This window comes from Algoriphagus mannitolivorans DSM 15301 (genome assembly GCF_000429425.1).
Taxonomy (GTDB): domain Bacteria; phylum Bacteroidota; class Bacteroidia; order Cytophagales; family Cyclobacteriaceae; genus Algoriphagus; species Algoriphagus mannitolivorans.
Window position 1 is genome coordinate 14,019 of the sequence record NZ_AUBV01000013.1, and the last position, 22,317, is coordinate 36,335.

24 protein-coding genes are annotated in these 22,317 nt (G+C 42.7%); 12 read left to right on the forward strand and 12 right to left on the reverse strand.

All coding sequences use genetic code 11. The annotated features are described in order from the left end of the window. Positions 1-17: 17 nt before the first annotated feature. The 3 genes from G458_RS0113760 (at position 18) to G458_RS0113770 (ending at position 1,837) form a co-directional block, all read left to right on the forward strand. The gene (locus G458_RS0113760) at positions 18-458 is read left to right on the forward strand and encodes a CHY zinc finger protein (protein ID WP_245579275.1); all 441 of its coding nucleotides are present in this window, start codon (positions 18-20) and stop codon (positions 456-458) included. A 74-nt stretch (positions 459-532) separates the two neighbouring features. Beyond that, the gene (locus G458_RS0113765) at positions 533-1,117 is read left to right on the forward strand and encodes a DUF2911 domain-containing protein (protein ID WP_035468243.1); all 585 of its coding nucleotides are present in this window, start codon (positions 533-535) and stop codon (positions 1,115-1,117) included. A 24-nt stretch (positions 1,118-1,141) separates the two neighbouring features. Next, complete coding sequence (locus G458_RS0113770; RefSeq protein WP_026952415.1) at positions 1,142-1,837, forward strand: PepSY domain-containing protein; 696 nt, start codon at positions 1,142-1,144, stop codon at positions 1,835-1,837. A 99-nt stretch (positions 1,838-1,936) separates the two neighbouring features. On the opposite strand, the gene arfB is transcribed toward G458_RS0113770, so the two are convergent. Further along, entirely contained in the window at positions 1,937-2,356 is a 420-nt protein-coding gene (gene arfB / locus G458_RS0113775; RefSeq protein WP_026952416.1) for an alternative ribosome rescue aminoacyl-tRNA hydrolase ArfB, read from the reverse strand. A gap of 180 nt (positions 2,357-2,536) precedes the next feature. Between arfB and mnmA the strand changes: the two genes are divergently transcribed. The 3 genes from mnmA to G458_RS0113800 all read left to right on the forward strand — a co-directional run bounded on the left by mnmA (position 2,537) and on the right by G458_RS0113800 (position 6,211). Further along, positions 2,537-3,748, forward strand: a complete 1,212-nt coding sequence (gene mnmA, locus G458_RS0113785) for a tRNA 2-thiouridine(34) synthase MnmA (protein ID WP_026952417.1) — start codon at positions 2,537-2,539, stop codon at positions 3,746-3,748. Between the two features lie 241 nt (positions 3,749-3,989). Continuing rightward, the gene (locus tag G458_RS20835) at positions 3,990-4,703 is read left to right on the forward strand and encodes a pseudouridine synthase (protein ID WP_035468244.1); all 714 of its coding nucleotides are present in this window, start codon (positions 3,990-3,992) and stop codon (positions 4,701-4,703) included. A 47-nt stretch (positions 4,704-4,750) separates the two neighbouring features. Next, positions 4,751-6,211: a M28 family peptidase gene (locus tag G458_RS0113800; RefSeq protein ID WP_026952418.1), complete on the forward strand. Its 1,461-nt coding sequence runs from the start codon at positions 4,751-4,753 to the stop codon at positions 6,209-6,211. A 158-nt stretch (positions 6,212-6,369) separates the two neighbouring features. Here the strand turns inward: G458_RS0113800 and G458_RS0113805 are convergent, their stop codons facing one another. The 4 genes from G458_RS0113805 to G458_RS0113820 all read right to left on the reverse strand — a co-directional run bounded on the left by G458_RS0113805 (position 6,370) and on the right by G458_RS0113820 (position 10,083). After that, entirely contained in the window at positions 6,370-7,653 is a 1,284-nt protein-coding gene (locus tag G458_RS0113805; protein WP_026952419.1) for a NupC/NupG family nucleoside CNT transporter, read from the reverse strand. A gap of 83 nt (positions 7,654-7,736) precedes the next feature. Then, the gene (locus G458_RS0113810) at positions 7,737-8,336 is read right to left on the reverse strand and encodes a bifunctional nuclease family protein (protein WP_026952420.1); all 600 of its coding nucleotides are present in this window, start codon (positions 8,334-8,336) and stop codon (positions 7,737-7,739) included. A 5-nt stretch (positions 8,337-8,341) separates the two neighbouring features. Further along, complete coding sequence (locus G458_RS0113815) at positions 8,342-9,310, reverse strand: electron transfer flavoprotein subunit alpha/FixB family protein (RefSeq protein ID WP_026952421.1); 969 nt, start codon at positions 9,308-9,310, stop codon at positions 8,342-8,344. 35 nt (positions 9,311-9,345) lie between these two features. After that, on the reverse strand, positions 9,346-10,083 hold the full coding sequence (locus G458_RS0113820; RefSeq protein ID WP_026952422.1) for an electron transfer flavoprotein subunit beta/FixA family protein: 738 nt from the start codon (positions 10,081-10,083) through the stop codon (positions 9,346-9,348). A 74-nt stretch (positions 10,084-10,157) separates the two neighbouring features. Between G458_RS0113820 and G458_RS0113825 the strand changes: the two genes are divergently transcribed. Beyond that, complete coding sequence (locus G458_RS0113825; RefSeq protein ID WP_026952423.1) at positions 10,158-10,493, forward strand: hypothetical protein; 336 nt, start codon at positions 10,158-10,160, stop codon at positions 10,491-10,493. 169 nt (positions 10,494-10,662) lie between these two features. Continuing rightward, positions 10,663-11,154 carry a hypothetical protein gene (locus tag G458_RS20840; protein ID WP_051287300.1) on the forward strand — a complete coding sequence of 164 codons (492 nt, stop codon included), beginning with the start codon at positions 10,663-10,665 and terminating at the stop codon, positions 11,152-11,154. On the opposite strand, the gene G458_RS0113835 is transcribed toward G458_RS20840, so the two are convergent. From G458_RS0113835 to G458_RS0113845, 3 genes are all read right to left on the reverse strand, one after another. Next, positions 11,144-12,142: a zinc-binding dehydrogenase gene (locus tag G458_RS0113835; RefSeq protein WP_026952424.1), complete on the reverse strand. Its 999-nt coding sequence runs from the start codon at positions 12,140-12,142 to the stop codon at positions 11,144-11,146. The two genes, G458_RS20840 and G458_RS0113835, sit on opposite strands and share 11 nt — an antisense overlap. A gap of 6 nt (positions 12,143-12,148) precedes the next feature. Beyond that, positions 12,149-13,732, reverse strand: a complete 1,584-nt coding sequence (dnaB, locus tag G458_RS0113840; RefSeq protein WP_026952425.1) for a replicative DNA helicase — start codon at positions 13,730-13,732, stop codon at positions 12,149-12,151. 80 nt (positions 13,733-13,812) lie between these two features. After that, positions 13,813-14,520, reverse strand: coding sequence for a lycopene cyclase domain-containing protein (locus tag G458_RS0113845; RefSeq protein WP_026952426.1), 708 nt, complete (start codon positions 14,518-14,520; stop codon positions 13,813-13,815). Positions 14,521-14,656: 136 nt separating this feature from the next. Here G458_RS0113845 and G458_RS0113855 point away from each other — a divergent pair, with 136 nt between their 5' ends. Both G458_RS0113855 and G458_RS0113860 read left to right on the forward strand, forming a co-directional pair. Beyond that, the gene (locus G458_RS0113855) at positions 14,657-16,009 is read left to right on the forward strand and encodes a UDP-N-acetylmuramate--L-alanine ligase (protein WP_026952427.1); all 1,353 of its coding nucleotides are present in this window, start codon (positions 14,657-14,659) and stop codon (positions 16,007-16,009) included. 93 nt (positions 16,010-16,102) lie between these two features. Beyond that, positions 16,103-16,909: a 3'-5' exonuclease gene (locus G458_RS0113860; protein WP_026952428.1), complete on the forward strand. Its 807-nt coding sequence runs from the start codon at positions 16,103-16,105 to the stop codon at positions 16,907-16,909. Between the two features lie 67 nt (positions 16,910-16,976). Here the strand turns inward: G458_RS0113860 and G458_RS0113865 are convergent, their stop codons facing one another. Continuing rightward, positions 16,977-17,765, reverse strand: coding sequence for a M48 family metallopeptidase (locus G458_RS0113865; protein ID WP_035468246.1), 789 nt, complete (start codon positions 17,763-17,765; stop codon positions 16,977-16,979). A gap of 96 nt (positions 17,766-17,861) precedes the next feature. Between G458_RS0113865 and G458_RS0113870 the strand changes: the two genes are divergently transcribed. Next, the gene (locus tag G458_RS0113870) at positions 17,862-18,368 is read left to right on the forward strand and encodes a DUF4442 domain-containing protein (protein ID WP_051287302.1); all 507 of its coding nucleotides are present in this window, start codon (positions 17,862-17,864) and stop codon (positions 18,366-18,368) included. Here the strand turns inward: G458_RS0113870 and G458_RS0113875 are convergent. Beyond that, the gene (locus G458_RS0113875) at positions 18,365-19,099 is read right to left on the reverse strand and encodes a carboxypeptidase-like regulatory domain-containing protein (RefSeq protein ID WP_026952431.1); all 735 of its coding nucleotides are present in this window, start codon (positions 19,097-19,099) and stop codon (positions 18,365-18,367) included. The two genes, G458_RS0113870 and G458_RS0113875, sit on opposite strands and share 4 nt — an antisense overlap. Positions 19,100-19,167: 68 nt before the next feature. Beyond that, positions 19,168-19,830, reverse strand: coding sequence for a DUF6503 family protein (locus tag G458_RS21490; protein WP_051287304.1), 663 nt, complete (start codon positions 19,828-19,830; stop codon positions 19,168-19,170). A 33-nt stretch (positions 19,831-19,863) separates the two neighbouring features. Between G458_RS21490 and G458_RS0113885 the strand changes: the two genes are divergently transcribed. Next, on the forward strand, positions 19,864-20,739 hold the full coding sequence (locus G458_RS0113885; RefSeq protein ID WP_026952432.1) for a glutamate--tRNA ligase family protein: 876 nt from the start codon (positions 19,864-19,866) through the stop codon (positions 20,737-20,739). Positions 20,740-20,792: 53 nt separating this feature from the next. Here the strand turns inward: G458_RS0113885 and G458_RS0113890 are convergent, their stop codons facing one another. Beyond that, a complete protein-coding gene (locus G458_RS0113890) occupies positions 20,793-22,274 on the reverse strand; it encodes a S10 family peptidase (protein WP_026952433.1) in 1,482 nt (493 codons plus the stop codon). Positions 22,275-22,317 lie beyond the last annotated feature (43 nt).

The following is a 22,317-nucleotide window of genomic DNA, read 5'->3' on the forward strand; positions in this document are numbered from 1 at the left end:
CTTTTATATTTTCGATTATGAAAATCAAACTCATCTGCCTCCTAGCCTTTATGGTTTTATCCTCCGGAATAAACGTTGCCCAAACTCGGGAAAAGATTCTTGAGCCATTGAAAGTTTCCCAAATCAGAGGAATCAATGTCTTTGGCAAACCGGTGGACAACCAAACCCGCTGTGTGCATTGGCATTCGGACTTGGATATCATTGCGATCAAATTCAAGTGCTGCGAAAAGTATTATCCTTGCTTTTCCTGTCATGAGGAAGAAGCCGATCATGCCCATCAGGTTTGGCCCAAAGCCCAATTTGACCAGAAAGCCATTCTTTGTGGAGTCTGCGGAAATGAATTGAGCATTGAAGACTATATGGCTTCCAATAATACCTGCCCGCATTGCAAATCCGGATTCAACCCCGGATGCAGCAAGCATTACCATTTGTATTTCGAAACGGAACCGAAACAGTGACCGGTGAACAGTGATCAGTTCGAAGTTTCCAGTTCTGAGAATCGAAGCTATTATCCCTTAAAATCAACCATATTATGAATAAACTCACTACCCTTTTTCTTGGCGTTTTATTGGCTTTTGCTTGTAACCCCAAGACAGAATCCACCTCAGAAGTTGAGATGGATCATAGCCAACATATGGCACCTGCGGATTCTACCCAACAAAAGCCTAAAAGTCCAAAAACCTCAGCCATGGCCATGGTCAGTGGAAATCATATCCACATTGACTATTCTTCTCCAAGTGTCCGCGGGAGACAGATTTTCGGAGGTTTGGTGGCCTTTGGAGAAGTTTGGTCCACCGGTGCCCACAAAGCCACTTCCATCCAATTTGAAAAACCGGTGATCATTCAGGGAAAAGAAATCCCGGCCGGTAAGTATGGATTCTTTACCATTCCGGGACAAACAGAATGGACACTGATACTGAATCAAGTTTGGGACATGCATTTGGCGGATGATTACGACAGTGCCAAGGATGTAATCAGAGTTCAAGTAAATCCAGAAACCCTCCTAGAAACGGTTGAATCACTTACCTATACAGTAGAGGAAACTGCCCCTGGAACTGCCAAAATCAGCGTTGCTTGGGACAAAACCAAAGTGAGCTTCGAGGCTAAAAACAAATAACCCAGTAATCTATCACTCAGCCCTATGAGAAAAAACAATCAATATTATACCCGAAAAATCCACCGATTTCTGGGCGTGTTTATCGGAATTCAGTTTTTCTTTTGGACCCTTTCAGGCCTTTACTTTTCCTGGACAGACATCGATGAGATTCATGGAGATCACTTTCATGCAGAACATATGATGCACATGGCGGCAACTAATTTGGTTGACCCGGGATCATTGGACTCTACCTTGGAAATCTCCACCCTTGAGCTTCGTTTTGTTCGGCATCAACCTCATTATTGGGTCAATGGAGAAAAACTTTACAATGCACAAACGGGAGAACTTCAAAACGAAATCACCGAAGAACAAGCCAAAGAGATCGCCAAAATCTATATCAAGGGCGATTATGGGATAAAAAAAGCTGAATATTTGACAGAAACAGGATCCCACCATGAATACCGGGGTCGGCCCCTACCCGCTTGGGCAATTCACTACGATCACCCGGAGAGCCTCACTGCCTATATCGACGCGAAAAGCGGAAACTTTGAACGTGTGAGACACAGTAGCTGGAGGGTATTTGACTTCCTGTGGATGTTTCATACCATGGATTATGCCGGTCGGGACAATTTCAACAATCTCCTTCTTCGGGCATTTTCACTCTTTGGAATGGCCACGATCGTTTCTGGATTTACGCTGTTCTTTATGACAGTAAAAACCAGGAAGCCAGGTAAGCGTTGATTTTGGAGCAAACTTTCCCAAAGTTTAAAACTTTGGGAAAGTTTCAAATTGTCCGGCAATTGATTTTATTCTTGTTTCTGAAGGCTACCCTTTTGCCTTTTAAGGCTTCCAATTCCGATTGCTCTTTTTTTCAGCCTGAACTTTCTTTGATTTTAGCCGCTTTTCCACCGCACCTTTGCTGGGTTTGGTAGCTTTTCTCACTTTTCGTTTCGCAAACGCAGATCTGAGCAGATCATAGAACTTCCGGATTACCAATTCCTTGTTTTGAATCTGGGAACGTTTTTCCTGAGACATCAGCTGTAAAAACCCCTCTTGATCAATCTTATTCTTAGCTTTATGAAGAAGAGTCAATTTTTCCTCCTCGCTTAAAACCAAAGAGTTATTCACATCGAAACGTAATTGAACTTTCGTCTCGACCTTATTGACATTTTGCCCTCCAGGCCCTCCGCTTCGGGAAGTCTGAAACTGGAATTCGGGTAAAAATGCGCCAGAAAGGATTCTTTGTTCGAGAGAGTTCATGGGATTGGAAAATTGGAAGAGTACAAAATTGGAAAATTATACAATAGATGCCTTCCCAATCAATTTTCCAATGTTACAATTTTTCAATCTTTCAATTCCTACCTTTACGAACTAATTCCAGCCTAAATGGAGTTATCACAAGCGTAACCTAATGGACCTTGAATCCATTAATTATTACCTATGAAGACAAAACCAAGAGTTGTAGTCGGCCTTTCAGGAGGTGTCGACAGCAGTGTTGCCGCTAAAATCCTTCTGGATCAAGGCTATGAAGTCATCGGCATGTTTATGAAAAACTGGCACGATGAATCCGTCACCATCTCCAACGAATGCCCTTGGATGGAAGACTCCACGGATGCCATGCTCGTAGCCGAAAAGTTGGGAATCCCCTTTCAAGCCATTGACCTCAGTGAAGAATATCGAGAAAGGATTGTGGATTATATGTTTTCGGAATACGAAGCCGGAAGGACTCCCAATCCTGACATTCTTTGCAACCGGGAAATCAAATTCGACATCTTCCTAAAAGCTGCCCAAAAGCTCAAAGCAGACTTTGTGGCCACGGGTCATTACTGCCAGAAAAGGGAGATTTTGGTCGATGGTCAACCTGTTTATCAATTGATTGCAGGAGCCGATCCCAACAAGGATCAAAGCTATTTTCTTTGCCAGCTCTCTCAGGAGCAGCTTTCCAAGGCTTTATTTCCCATTGGGCACTTGCAAAAGCCTGAAGTACGCCAAATCGCCAAAGGAGCAGATCTAATCACTGCAGAGAAAAAGGATTCTCAAGGTCTATGCTTTATCGGAAAGGTTCGATTACCGGAATTCCTTCAGCAGCAACTCAAGCCTAAAAAAGGCAAAATCATCCAAATCCCTGAAAATTTACCGATTTACGATCAGGTTAAAGTTCCTGCAGGAATCGATGCCCAAGACTGGGATCAGGAAACTTTGGATGGACTATGCTTGCCGATTCATTATACTCCAGACCAGGGAAAAGTATTGGGAGAACACAATGGGGCCCATTATTTTACCGTGGGTCAAAGAAAAGGCCTTCAGGTAGGCGGAACAGGTAAACCCCTTTTTGTCATCGAAACCAATACCCGGCAAAATGTGATTTACACGGGTTTAGGAGAAGATCATCCCGGCTTGAATCGCTTTGGTCTATTTGTCAAAAAAGACCAGGTGCATTGGATTCGGGAGGATTTGGCTTTAAATCCCGGTGAATCGGCTGTTTACGAAGCAAGAATCCGTTACCGCCAACCCCTCTCCAAAGCTACTTTGGTCATGAAAGAAAACGGATTGTATGTACTCTTTGAAAATGCCCAAAAAGGCGTCGCCTCCGGTCAGTTTGTAGCTTGGTATCAAGGTGAGGAATGCATTGGCTCCGGAACGATATTTTGAGTTTTCTCCCACAGATCTGCACAGAAAAGGTCACTGATTTTCATGGATTATAAAATCCGTGATTTTAATCTGTGAACATCTGTGGGAAAGAGTTAATGCTTCTATTCTCCTTTCTTTGCGGCTTTATGGCTGGTAATTGTGCTTAATATACTCTTTGAAAAAATCATCAACTCGGGCTGTCGACTGTCGACCGTGGTCTGTTGTCTTTATCTTCCCTCTGTGTTCTCTGTGGTGAAAATTTATGCTTAACATTCTCTTTGAAGACGAAAATCTTATCCTTATCGATAAGCCAGCCGGGCTTTTGGTGCATCGAACTCGTCAAGCGTATGGGGAAGAGGAAAATGCCTTAATCCAACTGCGGGATCAGATTGGTTCTTGGGTGGCCCCAGTACATCGACTGGATCGGGCTACGAGTGGAATTTTACTTTTCGCCAAAAACGAAGAAATTTTACCACTGCTCAAGGCTAGGTTTATGGATCGGGAAGTTAGAAAGTACTATCTGACCATTGTCCGAGGCATACCCAAAGAAAAAGAAGCCTTAATAGACCATCCTTTGGAAAGTGAACGCTCCAAAAAACTTCAGGAAGCTCAAACCAAATACCGGGTTTTGGCAGAATCCGAGATTCCTTTCAATTCTACCGGACGCTATCCGACCAGCCGGTACAGTCTTTTGGAGGTTGAACTACTTACAGGTCGGACGCACCAGATCCGAAGGCACCTGGCACATCTTCGTCATTACATCATCGGAGATAAAAAGCATGGTGACAATAGGCAAAACATCTTTTTCGAAAACCAATTTGGGCTTTCCAACCTCCTACTTCATGCTTGGAGGTTAAGCTTTCGCCATCCGATGACTGAGGATGAAATCTCCCTTTCCTGCCTTCCTCCCGCCCATTTCCGAACAATTATGTCAAAATTGGGATGGAATGACACTGAATTTTTTTCGGGAAAATAAAGGAAAAAGAATTTTGGCTTACCTTAGAAAAACACTTCAATTACCCTATGAATAAATCCATTTTAACTTTTGGGATGTTGCTGGCTGCAACCACCCTATCTTTTTCCCAAAAGCAAGACATTGAAAAGAACTTCGATGGAGCTGAAGCGATCAAAAGCTTTACTTATTTGGCTTCCGACGAATTGATGGGAAGAGATCCTGCCCGTCCGGAAATGAAGTTGGCCTACGATTACATCGCCTCCTACCTGAAAAAAAGCGGCGCAAAGACGGTTCCGGGTGCCAATGGATATTTTCAGGATATTCCTTTTCGGCTTACCTCTCCTCCTAAATCAGGTTCAGTAAAAATCGGCGCCAAATCCTTTACTCTGGGCAAAAATCTTTTGGTATTGGATGGCAATTCCCTTTCAGGTGACTTTGCTTTGGTGGATGTAGGATTTGGAACGGCTGAGGATTTTGCAGGCAAGGACTTAAAAGGAAAAATTGCCGTGTCCAATGTCGGGGCTCCAAATAGACTCAATCCTTCCGATCTTTTTGCCTTAGGTGCTGAAAAAACCAAAAGAGCTAAGGAAGCTGGGGCCGTTGCCATCATCGAAAAATTCAATGTGCCTTCTGTTCCTTGGCAGTTGGTTTCCAATTTTCTCAATCGCACACAGTTGACTCTAGACCAAGGAGTAGCCTCTGACCTTACCTATATCTGGCTGGAAGATCAGAAAAACGAATTGACAGGTGACAAGTTGAACACAGCTTCTTTGACCATTGAAGGAAAGAAAAATTCCTCGGTAGATGGCAAAAATGTGATCGCCATGATCGAAGGCACTGACCCGGTACTCAAAAATGAATATGTCTTACTTTCTGCACATTATGATCATGTGGGAGTAGGTACACCCGATGCACAAGGAGACTCGATCTACAACGGAGCAAGAGACAATGCCGTAGGAACCGTCGCAGTCATGAATGCTGCTAAATATTTTGCCAAAAATCCTCCCAAGCGTTCTATAATGATTGCCCTTTGGACAGCGGAAGAAAAAGGGCTTTTGGGAAGCGCATATTTTGCCAATAATCCTTTGATTCCTTTGGATAAAATTGTCTATAACCTGAATATCGACAATGGAGGATATAACGACACCTCGATCATTACCGTCATCGGGTTGGGCCGTACCAGTGCGGACTTCTTGATCGAAGAAGCCGTCAAAGAATTCGGAGTAAAGGCTGTGGCAGATCCATCACCGGAGCAAGGATTGTATGACCGCTCCGACAATGTCAATTTTGCACGAAAAGGAATTCCTGCTCCAACATTCTCCTTGGGATTTACCGCCTTTGATGACGAGATTCAAAAGTATTACCACAAGGCAGGCGACCATGTAAGCAATTTTGATTTGGATTACGCGCAAGTTTATTGGAAATCCTATATCCTTGCTGCGCAAAAAATAGCCAACTGGAGCCAGAAACCTGCTTGGAAAGCCGGAGACAAATACGAAGAAGCCAGCAAGCAGCTATATGGCAAATGATTTTTAGTATCTAGATTTTAGTATCAAGTATCTAGAAAAAATAATAGGACTCATAAAAAAAGCTCGATTCCATTCTGGAATCGAGCTTTTTCATTTCGTCTAAAATCCAGCTACTTGATACTTGATACTTGCTACTTGATACTTGATACTTGCTACTTTTAAAACAACATACCTGCGATGGTTGCAGTCATCAGACAAGCCAATGAAGCAGCCATAAGAGATTTTAATCCCAAACGACTCAAATTACCCTGTTGGTTGGGTGCTATGATGGAAATTCCTCCCAACTGAATAGCAATGGAACTGAAATTGGAGAATCCGCAAAGCGCATAGGTAGCAATCACAATGGATTTTGTACTTAAGGTGCCTGCGGCTTTCATTTCAGAAAGACTCAAGTAGGCTACGAATTCATTGATTACTGTTTTTTGACCCAGCAAACTCCCGACTTGCAAACTATCTGCCCAATCTACCCCAATCACCCAAGCGAAAGCCCGGAAAATCTGCCCAAATATGTACTCCAGAGAAAATCCCTGAAACTGGCCTCCAGTCGTTGAAGAAACCCAAGCATTCAGCCCTGTATATTCTCCGATCAATCCACTTAGGCCATAATTCACTGCTGCAATTACTGCTATAAATGCCAAAAGCATTCCGCCCACATTCAGAGCAAGTTTTAAGCCTTCTGCTGCACCGATAGACATTGCGTCAATCAAATTGACTCCCATCGCCTCTTCATTCACCTTCAATTCATCCTGCTTGATTTCTTTTTCGGTTTCAGGGATAAATATCTTGGATAAAACAATCGCCGCCGGGGCATTCATAATACTGGCACCCAATAGGTAGGCGGCAAATTTACTCTGCTCTTCTAAGCTACTACCGCCCAAAAAGGCTACATATCCTGCCAAAACACCTCCGGCAATAGTCGCCATTCCACCTGTCATTAAGCACATCAGTTCAGATTTACTCATCTGAGGGATAAATGGTCTTACCAAAAGCGGCGCTTCCGTTTGCCCCAAGAAGATATTTCCGGCAGCGGAAAGTGATTCAGGTCCAGAGAGTCTCATAGTTCGAGCCATTACCCATGCTATGCCAAAAACAATTTTTTGAAGCACTCCCAAATAATACAAACCTGCAGAAACTGTAGAGAAGAAAATGATGGTGGGTAATACTTTGAATGCAAAAATAAATCCAAAGCTGTCTCCAGCCAGGTCACCAAAGATAAATCTGGCTCCTGCTTCACTGAAGCTCAGGAACTTCACAAAACCCTCAGATAACAACTGGAAACCTTCTTTGACAAATTCGACCTTGGTAATCAAAAAGCCAAATACCAATTGTAGTGAAATCCCAATTAAGACCAACCTCCAGTCTATCCTCTTTCGGTTGTTTGAAAAAATAAATGCAATAAAGATGATGACTACAAGCCCGATGGCACCTCTGATATAATCCATGAAGATGAATATGAAACGAAGGGTTAAAAATAGGCCAAAGGCAAACAAGAAAAAAGCCCCAGATGATCCGGGGCCTTAGTTTCTTAATTTCTCTTGTTTATTTCATCCCGAATCCGGGCTGCTTTTTCATAATCTTCATTATTGATAGCCTTTTCGAGAAGCTGATTTAGCTTGTCCAAGCTAAAATCTTTCAACGAACCTTCTTTTTTGGAAGAAACTTTTTGAACTGGCGCCTTAGTCTCCGGCTGATCATCTCCTTTGTGCTCTTCCTCTGTATGTTCCACAGCTGCTTCAGACATCACTTTTTCGACACAGAAAATAGGAGCATTAAACCTCACCGCAATGGCAATCGCATCGGAAGGTCTACTGTCAATTTCTATTTCTCGAACGGAGTCTTTGCAAACTATTTTTGCATAAAAAACCCCTTCCTTCATGTCAGAAATGATGATTTTTTCAATTTCAAACTTGAAACTTTCAGAGAATGATTTAAAAAGGTCATGAGTCATCGGTCGATTAGGAATGATCTTTTCGATCTCAATTGCAATCGCCTGAGCCTCAAACATTCCAATCACAATAGGCAATCTTCTATTGCCTCCCATCTCTCCCATCACCAAGGTGAAAGAGCCCGATTGGGAATGATTGGATGATAATCCCAGAATCTCCAGTTCTACTTGTTTCTTCACAAAAATTATAGTTCTGCTTTTAGTGCTTCGGTTAATTTAGGTACTACCTCAAAAGCATCTCCAACAATTCCGTAATCAGCTGCCTTGAAAAAAGGTGCCTCTGGATCTTTATTAATGACCACAATGCACTTTGAGGAGTTAACCCCTGCAAGATGTTGAATAGCTCCTGAAATTCCTACAGCGACGTACAAAGTAGGTGCAACTTTTACACCTGTTTGTCCCACGTGCTCATGATGCGGCCTCCATCCGATATCAGAAACCGGTTTGGAACAACCTGTAGCTGCCCCTAATACTTTGGCCATGTCTTCCAGCATACCCCAGTTTTCAGGACCTTTCATTCCTCTTCCTCCTGACACGACGATGTCTGCCTCAGGAAGTAGAATTTCTCCGGTAGCTCTTTCCGTTGAAGTAATTTTGGATGCGAAATCAGCATCAGAAAGATTGATTGAAATGGATTCTACCGCAGCATCAGCGCCGTCGGTTTTCAGATCCACAGCATTTTTCTTTACCGCAAGAATTTTATTTTCTGTAGTCACGGTAGTTTCTGCGAAAGCTTTACCTGTGTAAATGCTTCTTTTGACCACATAGCCTGAAGTAGTATTTGGCAATTCTACGACATTGGAAACAAGACCTGCATTTAATTTGACGGCCAATCTGGAAGCCACAGCATCTCCGAGAGAGGACTTCGCCAATACCAAGGTCTTAGCACCTACAGACTGGAAAGCTTGTGCTACAGCAGAGGCATGAGCCGAAATCACACCATCATTTAAGCGGGCATCACTTGCATGAAGTACTTTAACCGCTCCTGCTTTACCAATTGAAGCCAATTCAGAAGCATCAATAGCACCGAGCGCCAAAGCCACCACCTCACCTTCACCTGTTTTTGCCGATAAGGCATTTGCAAAGGAAACAGCTTCCAAGCTTGTCTTTTTCACTTTTCCTTCTGCGTGTTCTATATATACTAGGATAGACATATCTTTTTAATTTACAATATTTTACACAAAATGGATTAAAGTACTTTCGCTTCGTTTTTCAAAAGCTTCACCAATTCGGCGACGTTATCTTTATCCACGAGTTTTACAGCACCTTTTGCCGGAGGAAGCTGGAAGCTGGTAGCTTCTGCCTGAGTGTCCTGAGCTACAGGTTCCACCACATTCAATGGCTTGGTTCTGGCAGACATGATACCGCGCATGTTAGGAATCTTCCATTCTGCGATTGGCTCCTGACATCCGGCAATCAATGGCAATTGGGCTTCCAGATATTCTTTTCCACCTTCGATCTCCCGGGCCATTTTTACAGTGGATCCATCCACGTCAAGTTTCATGACCGGAGAAAAAGAAGGCATGCCCAGAAGTTCACCTACCATCCCATGCACCATACCTCCATTGAAATCGATGGACTCTCTACCCATCAAAATCAAATCATATCCGCCTTCTTTGGCATAATGAGCGATTTGCTTGGCGACAAAAATGGAATCCTTCGGAAAAGAATTTACCCGGATCGCATCGTCAGCTCCAATCGCCAAAGCTTTTCTCAAAGTTGGTTCTGTTTCGGCCTCTCCGACGTTCAATACGGTCAATGTGCCTCCTGTCTGATCCCGAAGCTCCACTGCTCTAGCCAAAGCATAATCATCATAAGGCCCAATGATAAATTGAACCCCAGTAGAATCAAACTTTGTATTATTGGCAGTAAACTGAATCTTGGAAGTCGTATCCGGCACGTGAGTGATACATACAAGAATCTTCATTGGTTTAGAGTTAGATTATTTTAGATTTATTTTGCGTGAAAATAACAGCGAAAGGTTAATTAAAAAAACTATTCATGAGCAAATTAGATCGTGCTAAAGTACTCCGGGAATACATTTTTGAGGAACCCGACAATCCCTTTAATTATTATGCTTTAGCGCTGGAAATCAAAGATTTAGACCCTAATGAAGCAAGTAAATTATTTGATTTTCTCTTGCTCCAACATGCTGATTATCTTCCAGTTTATTTTCCCGCTGCGAATTTCTTTTTTGAACTAGATCAAATTTCTAAGGCAAAAGATGTTTTCGAAAAAGGAATTGCTTTGGCAAATTCTTTAAAGGAGACAAAGACTCTACTTGAACTCAAAAACTCCTATCAAAACTTCTTGTTTGAAAATGATCTGGAGGAATAAGTTTTAGCGATGATAATTATCGGATCCCCAGATCTGAATTTCCTCTTGTCCTGAGATTTTTTTTCAAATCCTCCCTGCCAATTCTCCCTAGAATCCTTAAAATAGAAATGGAATTGATTTTCAATTTACTAAATTCAGTAGTCGAATTCTACTAAAAAGGCTTTTTACTATGATCTCTCAAAAAGAAATGCTGAACTACTTCATTCCTTTGATGGAAAAAGAGGGTAAACGCTTCAAGAAAAAAAGCCTTATCAAAGCCAAAAAAGCTGAGCCTGGACTAGTTGTCATTACAAAAACCAGCGATGGCGTGGAAACCAAGAACACGGCTCAAAAGGGCGATTGGCTGGTAGAAAATCAAACCTCCGCAGAAGAACAATACCTTATCAAAGAGGACATTTTTGAAAAAAAGTATGAAATGATGCACGCTCTGGGCGGAGGTTGGGGTTGTTTTAGACCCAAAGGTGAAATTTACGCTATGAAGGTAAATGCCTCAGATTTGAAGTCTTTAGGCTCCAAAGAAGTCTTGGAATTTCAGGCACCCTGGAAGGAATCAATCCATGTGAAGCCCGGAGACTATTTGGTGATCTCTTTGGATAAATCTGAAATCTACCGGATTGCTCTTAAGGAGTTTCTTCAGACTTATGAAGAAATTAAAGGCTGAGCACTATTTTTCCCAGTTGACTTCCTGCACGCATTCTCTCAAAAGCCGCCAAAGCATCTTCAACTCCGAAGATTTGGTCAACCACTGGCTTGATTTTTTTAGCATTCACCAATTCAAGCATTCCAGCAAAATCCTGATCTGAGCCCATGGTCGAACCCATAAGCTTCAGCTGATTCCAAAATATCCTTCTGGCTTCCACTTTCCCCGGATTTCCTTGAGTGGCTCCGTAAAAAATTATCCTTCCACCCGGCTTGCAAACCTGAATTAATTGGTTCAGACCATCTCCTGCTGCTCCGTCAATGATCACGTCAAAGCCACCTGAATTCTCCAATGCTTGGGTTGTCCAATCCTCTGATTTGTAATTGTAGCCAAATTTAGCACCCATGGCCTTGGCTTTTTCAAGTTTATCCGGACTACTGCTGCTTACTGAGACATTTGCTCCCAAAGCAATTGCAAACTGAGCGGCAAATTGTGCAACCCCTCCTCCTATCCCAGTGACCAAAACTTGATCTGCTACTTGAACTTGACCTTGATAGACCAGAGCCCGAAATGCAGTCAATCCTGCCAAGGGCAATGCTGCGGATTCCTCCCAGCTTAGGTGAACAGGTTTAAAATTTAATCGGTCCACCGGCACGGCGACATATTCTGCAAAAGTCCCATTTCTAGGCATCCCGAGGATTTCAAAGTTCTTACTTTGAGCCAATTGGCTGTCCCCCCAATGGATTGCCGGATTAATTATCACCTCTTTCCCGATCCAATTTGAATCTTGGTCAGAAAAAACTTCTTCTACTATCCCAGCCCCATCTGAACCAAGAATAATTCCGTCCTTCAGGTTGGGATACAAGCCTTTTCTACTCCATTCGTCCCGATGATTCAAAGCTGCAGCTCTAATTCTCACCAAAGCTTCACCTTCTTTTAATGCAGGTTTAGGAACCTGAAGCATTTTTATCTTATCCGGGATGGTTTGATCTAAAACAATCGCTTTCATGAATTCTTAGAATTGAGGTGGTGTAGGATCAACCTTCAGCAAATCATCGATCGAATCGTCATTGGCACGGCTTGAAATATTGACCACATTTTTAGAGTCAAAACTCGATACACCACTAGCCCCTGAAGTAAACTTATGGGAATAAGACACCTCTCCTGATGGATTGCTTGGGTAGTTAGAGGTAAAATCAAAATCCGTAAACTTGGTAAATCTACCCACAAATCGAAGCTTGACATTATCCAAGGAACCATTTCTGTGCTTGGCGATGATTACTTCCCCTACTCCTGCCGTGGATGCTCCTCCTTCATCTTCGGTAATACCGTAATACTCTGGTCGATACAAGAACATTACCATGTCGGCATCCTGCTCGATCGCTCCGGATTCTCGAAGGTCAGAAAGTTGTGGCCTCTTGTCACCCCCACGGGTTTCTACAGCTCGGGAAAGCTGGGAAAGTGCAATAACCGGAATACTTAATTCCTTGGCAATCTTTTTCAAGGCTCTGGAGATACTCGCAATTTCCTGCTCTCGGTTTCCTCCTCCTCCGCCTTTGGTATCACCGGACATCAGCTGGAGGTAATCGATAACGATCATTTGAATGTCATGCTGAGCTTTTAGCTTTCTCGCTTTTGCTCTCAACTCCAAAATGGAAAGTGCAGGGGTATCATCCACGTAAAGTGGAGCTTTGGAAAGTTTCGCTGTCTTATGCACCAATTGGGCCCATTCGTGCTCGGCGAGGGTACCTTTTTTGATTTTCTCCGAATCCAACTCGGCCTCTGAAGAAATCAGACGGTTTACCAACTGAACAGCGGACATTTCCAGAGAGAAAATGGCAACAGGGCGATTATGATCCACAGCAGCGTTACGAAGGACCGAAAGTACGAAGGCTGTTTTACCCATCGCAGGTCGCGCCGCAATGATGACCAAGTCGGATTTTTGCCAACCTGAAGTGACCCGATCCAAGGCCACCATTCCTGATGGAACCCCGGTCAGACCATCTTTCTGATTTTTTCGTTCTTCCAATTCTGCAATAGCATCCCGCATAATAGACCGCATATCGGAGTAGTTTTTTCGGATATTTTTCTCAGAAATCTCAAATAGATTCTGTTCCATTTTATCCAAAAGCTCAAAAACATCTGTCGTGTCTTCGAAAGCATCCTTCTGGATTTCTGAGGAAATCCGGATCAAATCCCGTTTGATCGCCTGTTCGGTAATAATTCGGGAATGGTATTCAATATTGGCCGCAGAAGCAACCTTGGAAGTCAATTCGGTGATGTAAAAAGCCCCTCCGGCAATTTCCAGAGTTCCTGATTTTCTCAGTTGGGTAGTAACCGTCAAAAGATCAATTGGCTGAGAATCAGAAAACAGATCCAATATCGCCTGGAAAATGACTTTATGAGCCTCTTTGTAAAAACTCTCAACTTTCAGAATATCAATGACATTGGTCAGTGCGTCTTTTTCGAGCATAAGCGCACCAAGTACGGCCATTTCCAGATCTACGGCCTGTGGAGGCACTTTTCCCAGGAAATTTGTAGGATTTTCAAAAGCAGGTTTCTTTCGGGTGATTCGAGGTTGGTTGGTATTATCGGTCATAGAACAAATGTATCTGCTGAAAGGCAAGAGTTGTAAACAAGTTTTCCCAAAACTTATCAACAGGCCAAATCAAGCAAAAATCAAGCCTTGGTTAAAATCGTCTCTTTATAGTAAACTCCATTGCGGTATCCCCTAAACATGGAGCAAAGTACAGCCCAGCTAAAGTGCCAGAGCATTTCCGAAACCGGGATCCCCAGAATTTTATATCCTAGAATGGGTTCATCATTCAGCATTCCATAGGTATCCCAAAAATGTGGATACAGAATTCCAAAGGTGATGTAATAGATCAAGATCACAATAAACAAGGTAGCAAAACCAGAAATCAGAGACAGACGAATCAAATCAGGTCTCTGGATCCAGATGTATGCTGCCAAGCCCATAAACGTCAGGAAAGTCACATAGCCTGAGTGAATTTTAAAACCCAGGCTAAATACCGTGAGGCTTAGGCAGCCCAGCAGCCATAAGAAGAAAAAGTCGCGGTTTTTGGCAGGAGACTGACGCTCATAATCCACCTCTTTTTTTGTAAAAGACGAATGAATATATCCTCCCACTCCAAACATGGCAAAACCGATGATGAAATCCTCTATTCCTGGCCAACCTGTCTTCCATAACATCGGTGGCTTCCAGTAATCGTGAAAGTACCAGACTTCAGCAATGATTCCCATAAGTCCGCCCACCATTCCGACTTTGATCATCCCGCTTTTCCAGGGACTTTTTGCAAATACAATCAGCCAAGCCACCAGATACAGCAGGGAAAGAATCAAATAAGCATATTTGTCGTCCAGCATTGCTAAAAATTTTGCCCGAAAATAGCCAAAATGCTTCCGGTTAAAAAAAACCCAAAATGAAAAATAGAAAGTCCCGTGGCTGACCTATTTTATTTTTAAGTTTGAAAGAAAAATTAATCACCACTTTTTCTTTGCAATGAAAAAATATCATTTCATCGCCATTGGCGGGGCTGTGATGCACAACCTGGCTTTGGCTCTGGTCAAAAAAGGCTACCAAGTCACCGGAAGCGATGATGAAATCTACGAACCATCGCGAACCCGTCTCGCAAAAGCGGGAATTCTGCCCGCTGACCAGGGCTGGTATCCTGAGAAAATCACCAAGGACCTTGATGGAATTATTCTAGGCATGCATGCCAGAATTGATAATCCTGAATTAATTAAGGCTCAAGAGATGGGAATTCCGGTTTACTCTTTTCCGGAGTTTATTTTCAACCAAAGCCAGAACAAAAAGCGGGTGGTAATTGCGGGTTCACATGGGAAAACTTCCATCACCTCCATGATCCTTCATGTACTCCAAGACCAAAAAGTTGATTTCGACTATTTGGTGGGAGCCCAGATTGAGGGATTTGAGCTTATGGTGGGATTGTCAGAGGCTCCCGTGATCATCATTGAAGGAGATGAATACCTGACCTCTCCAATTGACCGAACACCCAAATTTTTCCATTACCATCATGACATTGTTTTGGTCAGTGGAATTGCCTGGGACCATTTCAATGTTTTTCCTGACTTCGAGGATTACAAGGCCCAGTTTGCCAAACTAATGGATCAAACCCCACAAACCGGTCAACTGATTTATTGTGAGGTAGATCCATTGGTTAAAGCTGCGGCAGAGGCAAGTTCGACCGCAGGTCAAAAAACTTCTTATCAAGCCCATCCTGCCGAAATAAAGGATGGGAAAACGTTCCTTAAAACAGATTCCGGTCTGCTGGAGATTTCGGTTTTTGGAAACCACAATCTTCAAAATTTACAGGGAGCTTTGGAGGTTTGCGTTTCCTTGGGGCTTAGCAAAGAGCAATTTTACCAGTCCATTCCAAGCTTTAAAGGAGCTGCAAAACGTCAAGAAATCCTCGCCAGAGGAGAAAGCGGAATACTCTTCCGGGATTTTGCACACGCACCTTCCAAACTCAAGGCTACCGTCAATGCAGTGAAGAACCAGTTTCCAAATCGAAGGCTGATCGCGGTGCAGGAATTACATACCTTTTCATCCCTCAACAAGGCTTTTTTACCAAATTATGCAAATTCCATGGATGAGGCAGACGAGGCTGTGATCTACCTCAATCCCCATGCGGTGGCCATGAAAAAACTTGAATTGATGGACGAGGAAACCTTGAGGAATGGATTTAAAAGACCAGATTTGAAACTATTTACCTCAAGTCAGGCATTGAATGAATACCTGCTTAATCAAAATTATACTTATACAAACTTGTTATTGATGAGTTCGGGCAATTACGACAACCTGGACCTCGAACCCATCAAAGCCAAATTTTAGTCACATGAAATGCCCATGAGAAAATGCTTCTCACACAGGGGGATGATTATCCAGGGCATTCCATCTGACCATTAAAAATCAAATTATAAACAGATGAAACTCAATATCAAAAACCCAATTGCATTTTTTGACTTGGAAGCTACCGGCACCAATGTCTCTACAGATCGAATCGTAGAGATTTCTGTCGTCAAATTACTTCCGGATGGTGGACAGCAGATTTATACCCGCAGAGTTAATCCCGGAATTCCAATTCCACTGGAGGCGTCATTGATTCATGGGATTTATGATAAGGATATCAAAAGTGAGCCCTTTTTCAAGGACATTGCGAAGGATGTTTTTCAATTTATCGGACAAGCTGATTTGGCAGGTTTCAATGTCTTGAAATATGATATCCCTTTGTTGGTTGAGGAATTCCTGAGATCAGGAATCGATTTTGATCTGGATAAAAGAAATCTTCTGGATGCACAGAAGATTTTCCACTTGATGGAGAAAAGAAACCTTACCGCAGCCTATAAATTCTACTGTGGAAGAACCTTGGAAAATGCTCACAGTGCCGAGGCCGATACCTTGGCTACAGTGGATGTATTCCGTGCGCAGATCGAAAGATACCAAGGTGAAGAAGTAGAGGACCTTCAAGGAAACAAGCTGGGAGTTTTTGAAAATGACATGAAAAAAATCCACGATCTAGTCAATGAAAAGATGGTGGATTTAGCAGGTCGATTTATTTTCAATTCCCAGGGAGAAGAGATATTCAACTTCGGTAAGCATAAAGGAAAAACCATCGAACAGGCACTTAAAGAAGAGCCGGGGTATTACGATTGGATGATGAAAGGAGATTTTCCTTTGGATACCAAGAGAAAGCTCACTCAAGTCAAACTCCGTGGTTTTGGAATGAAATGATCGGAATCAGTAGGCAGTATGCAGTTGACAATTTATTGGCTACTGCATACTGATCACTGGAAATTGTTTACTTATTATAATACTCAAGCGCTTTGGCCATATTGGCGTTCAATCTTTCGATTCTGCGGTCAGGTCCAGGGTGAGTGGATAGGAATTCCGGTGGAGCCTCACCGCCTACTTTTGCCATTCTCTCCCAGAATACAGGAGCCGTTCTTGGGTCATATCCTGCCATCGCCATAAAGATCAATCCGAGTTCATCTGCTTCTAGCTCATGCTTTCGGGAAAATCTCAGCATTTCCAATTGAGACCCAATACCTACAGATTGCAAAAATATCTGTTGAACCAAGGTTGGGTTTTGCCCCATGGCCGCAGAGAGGAAAGACAATCCAAAATTGGCAGCCAATCCATTGGACATTCTTTCTCTAGCGTGTGAAGCCACCGCGTGGGCCACTTCATGTCCCATGACCACAGCTACCCCATTTTCATCCTGACACACCGGCATAATGCCTGTGTAAAACGCAACTTTCCCTCCTGGCATACACCAAGCATTTACCTCTTTGGATTCTGCAAGATTAAATTCCCAATTGAAAGTTTTTACCAGATCATCATACCCCTCCTGAATTAGGAATTTTTCTACAGCTTGGGAAATTCTTTTCCCAACTTTCACGACTCGTTGACCATCAGCAGTATTGGTTACCAATTTAGCTTCAGCCTTAAATTTCTGATATTCGGTTTCCACCAAAGGCATAATTTCCTCATTGGAAACCACCGCCAGCTGGCTTCTGCCAGTCAGGGGGACCTTTGCACAAGCATAGGCCATAAGCCCAACCAAGAATATTAACAATATCTTTTTCATAGTCATTTAATGTTTCTTTATCCCAAATTTTTCAAAAAAAGTACCAATGAATACCACTTGATCAAAATTTATTATTTTCAAATCTAAACTAAAGAAATGGAACCTACCCTAAAACCCCACGTGCTCAATCAAAAAGCAATTGACTATCAAGGCAAAATGACCAATCCCGTAGTTTTTTGGTGGGCAATGTTGTTCAAATTACCATCTGCAGTTTTTTGGAAATTGAGAATAAAATCTCTGGATCCTGAAAAGTGCCAGGTGACCATCCCCTATTTTTGGCGTTCCCAAAATCCTTTTCGCTCCATCTATTTTGCCGCATTGGCAGGTGCTGCTGAATTAAGTACAGGAGCTCTTTGTCAACTGGCTTTGGCTGGAAAGGGTGCCTTCAGTATGCTGGTGGTTGATTTTCGGGCCGAATATCACAAAAAAGCCAATTCCAAAATCACCTTTACCTGTGAGCAAGGCACAGAGCTTTTTAATCTGATTGATAGTCTAAACGTAGGTGATACCAATCAATTGACTATGATTTCGGAAGGGAAAAATCCATCTGGTGAAGTCGTGGCCAGATTTTATGTAACCTGGTCCTTCAAAAGGAAAAGTTAATCCATCAAAACCGCCTCAAGTCTTACAAACTCCTTCAGGGATGCTAAAACCCGTTCACTGGACCAATCCAAAAACTCATGGCTTTGGTGGAATTCATTAAACCTGACAATCATTTTATCCCAGGACGAGCGATCCATGTCATACATTTCCATCAGTTGATTCCTTACAGAATCCGCATCGATCACCTCCAGATATCCCGCTCTTCTTCTTTCTTTTTCCAGCTTTTCCTCATAGGCTTTCAATTCCCTATTTCTGCGAGTGAGTGAAGAAAGAACTCCAGAAATGGCAATTCCGCCATGAAGGTTTTCATTGGTCAAGGGTTGAACTCCGACTGCCTTGCTCAATGACCTTGGGCTTTCAGGTTCATTTTCCGCCAAGTACAGTTTTCCATCCTTAAATCGAAACCGGTAAGGCTCTGCCTCTACTTGGAAAGTAGGCAAAAGCCTGGCTTTGTCATGAATTTCGATTAATAAAAACCTGTCCGAAGTCAGCGTCAGTTCTTTTTCCAAAAATCCTGGAAAAGACACCACAAGCGTATCACCAATACTGGCTTTTACCTGGAAATAACCGCGCTCGTTGGTAAAAGCTTTGGATTTGCCTTTGACCTGAAGAGAAACGCCCTCCAAATATTTCTTATCCAGAGCATCCAATACATTCCCTGAATAAGTGCTTTGTGCAAATACTGGTAAATTGATCAGGAACAGGAAAACTAGAAAAACAGGGCGCCTCATGGTTTTCCAAAGGTATTTCCAAAAAAAGAAAGGTGAAAAATTAACCGGTTAAAGAAACTTAAGCTCCGTCACTTAATATCTAAAAGCATGTCTGTACCCAGAAATTCGGGAGTTTCAGTTCTATACCAAGTTCGGTTTTGGGGAATTTTCATTCCAGCAAATTCTTTTTCCCCTTGCAGATATATGATTTCGCCTTTCTGATTGGGCTCATCCTGATAGAATTTATAAGCTTCCATTCGGTAATTATCCGGGTTTAGGTAGAAATACCATATGTCCTTTTCATAAGGAACCCGCACCACCCGATATGACTTTCCTTCCAAAACTTCCTCTCTCACTGAATCCTCGATCCTAGTTCCTTTGTCCATGAGTTTCATTGGCAAGCCCCACAAATAGCAATAATAATTGCGCATTCTCAGAGCCCTTTCTTTTTCGATTTCTCCTTCAAATATCTCAAGGGAGTCATTTATAACCTGATAGTGTAAGCCTTCAATTTGGTAAGTAAACTTCCCCTCTTTGTTGTTAAGCGTGAATTGATAATATCGGGAGTCCCTACCTGCAGGAAGACTATCCTGAATCACAAAGCTGGCTTCTAGGTTTTTCCATTTCCCTTCAGGATCATGATAGGCTATCGAATTTTCAATCATTTCTTTCCCTGAAAGAGGTCCCGTGTTGGGGGTACCGCAAGCCGACAAAAAGGAAATTACTAGGATTGTTATCGAAACTCGAATCATGAGAATTTGGGTTTGTCTCTCTAATTTAGCCAAATGAATTATAATCTCACCCGAATAGCTCCCACACCCAGCGGATTTTTGCATCTGGGTAATGCCTATTCGTTTTTGATGAGCAAGGCACTTGCTGAAAAACTTGGAGCAAAAATCCTTCTGAGAATCGACGATCTGGATCGGGAAAGATACCGCTCAGAATATGTCGAGGATATTTTTGAAACCTTGGATTTTCTGGAAATACCCGTCGATCTCGGCCCAAAGAACCTGAAAGAATTTGAATCGGAATGGTCTCAAATTCATCGTATGCCCCAGTATGAAATTGCTTTGGAAAAAATAAGGGGTTCAGGCTTGGTATTCTCTTGCGACTGCTCCAGAAAAAAAATCCAGGAGTTGAATCCACAAGGCTATTATTTAGGGTATTGTCTTGATCGGAGAATGAAGTTGGACAAACCTGAAACTGCCTGGAGAATCAATACCTTGGAATCTGATTTTTTGAAGTATGTGGAGTATCCTAAGCAAACAGTGACCTCCTTGATTCCAGATGAGACGGCCTTTTATCTTGTTAGAAAAAAGGACAGAGTTCCTGCCTACCACCTCAGCTCTGTGGTCGATGATGAATATTTTGGGGTGGATTTGATCATTAGAGGAAAAGACTTGCTTCCGTCCACTTTTGCACAGCTGGATTTAGCCAGGATTATTGGATCGGAAAAATTCCCTAAAGCCACTTTTCTCCATCACCCCTTGTTAAAAGGCCCAAAAAAAGAAAAACTTTCTAAATCTGATGGAGCCACCTCTATCCAGTACTTGAGAAAAGAAGGAAAAAAGCTGGAGGATGTATTGGAGATTTTGGGACAAATGGTCTCTTCTCCCAACCCCATCAGAACTTTCGAGGAGTTTAAAACCTCAATCCTCTAGAACGCAAAAAGCTCTGATAAACAGAGCTTTTTGTATTCTAAAAAAATTTAAAATTAATACTTCGCAGGTTTGCCGGGAGCCACTGAAGACTTCAGGATAAACTGGCGGATATCTTCATTGGAAGTCACCAAATCCTCTGCTCTTAAATACATCATATGTCCTGAGCGATAACCTTTGAAATCAATTCGGTCTTTCATTTTTCCATTTGGATCAATATGCCAAGTACTGTATTTGGCATTGAAATAATCTGTACCGCCGTCATAATAGCCAGACTGAACCATTAGGTGCAGGTAAGGATTTTGACGCATTGCAGTACCCAAGTCATACCCTGTAGTTTCATTACTTCTGTCCCATGGATTCACCGGGCCAAAAAGATTGTAGGTAAGGTCCGTGTTGAATTTCAGAACATTTTTCGCGTAATAGTTAAATGCCGGCGCGAAAGCGTGATTCCAGCTCGTCAAGGCCGGATCAAAATCATAGCGTTCTCCACCTTCCATTCGGTCAAATCCCTTGTATCTGGAGTCCAATCGTCCAATCGTCATTCCATCTCTTTCTCTAAGGAGCTCCTTCCAGAAAAAGCTGGTAGGAACCATCAAGTTGTATTGGAGAATTGCTTCCTTGCTCAAACCTGAGTAATAAGCCATTTTAGTGGCTATGGCATTCTTTTCAGCATCAGAAAGCATTCCTCCTTTGACCATTGCAGGAAGAATTTCATTCACAGCCATAGGCTCAACAATGGCTAGGATTTCATCCAAATCCTTTGCCTGAAGCTCTGCAGGAAGAGCTTTGTGATACCATGCCGTTGCAGCATAATAAGGCCAGTAATTTGCCATTTTCACCGGGCCACCCCGATCAATACCCATGTCAGTTGGAGACACCAAAATCACCCCATTGAAATACATCCAGTGAGAGTTTTGCAGTTGGGAAACCAAACCTGCCACGCGGGTGGTCCCGTAGCTTTCTCCAATCAGGTATTTTGGGGAGCTCCAGCGGTTTTGTCTGGTCACAAAAGTATTTACCCAATCTGCGAGGTATTTGATGTCAGAATTGATCCCAAAAAATGTACTTCTGGGAGTATCCTCTTTTACAATTCTGGAATATCCAGTATTGACCGGATCGACATAGACGATATCTGCCAAATCCAAAATGGAGTTTGGATTGGATTTAACACCATAAGGCTGGACAGGGTATCCTTCGTCATCGATATTCAGAATAACCGGCCCGGTGTAGGCCAAATGCATCCAGATCGAAGCTGAGCCAGGGCCACCGTTGAAGCTAATCACCAAGGGTCTTTTGGTCTTATCAGCAACATCCGTACGCTCATAATAGGTGTAAAAAAGAGAAGCTATCGGTTCACCTTTGTCATCCCAGACAGGCTGCGTTCCGGCGGTGGCTTTGTAAGGAACTCTTTTTCCTTTGATGGTTACTTCTGCGGTAGTTTCGACTTTGGACTCCACTTCTATTTTCCGCACAGTTTGCGCGAAGGAGACTTGGAAGCAAAACAAAATCAGAATACTTAAATAGATTTTTCTCATAAGGCATTTTCTTTAATCCGGGAATTAAATAACAACATTTGCC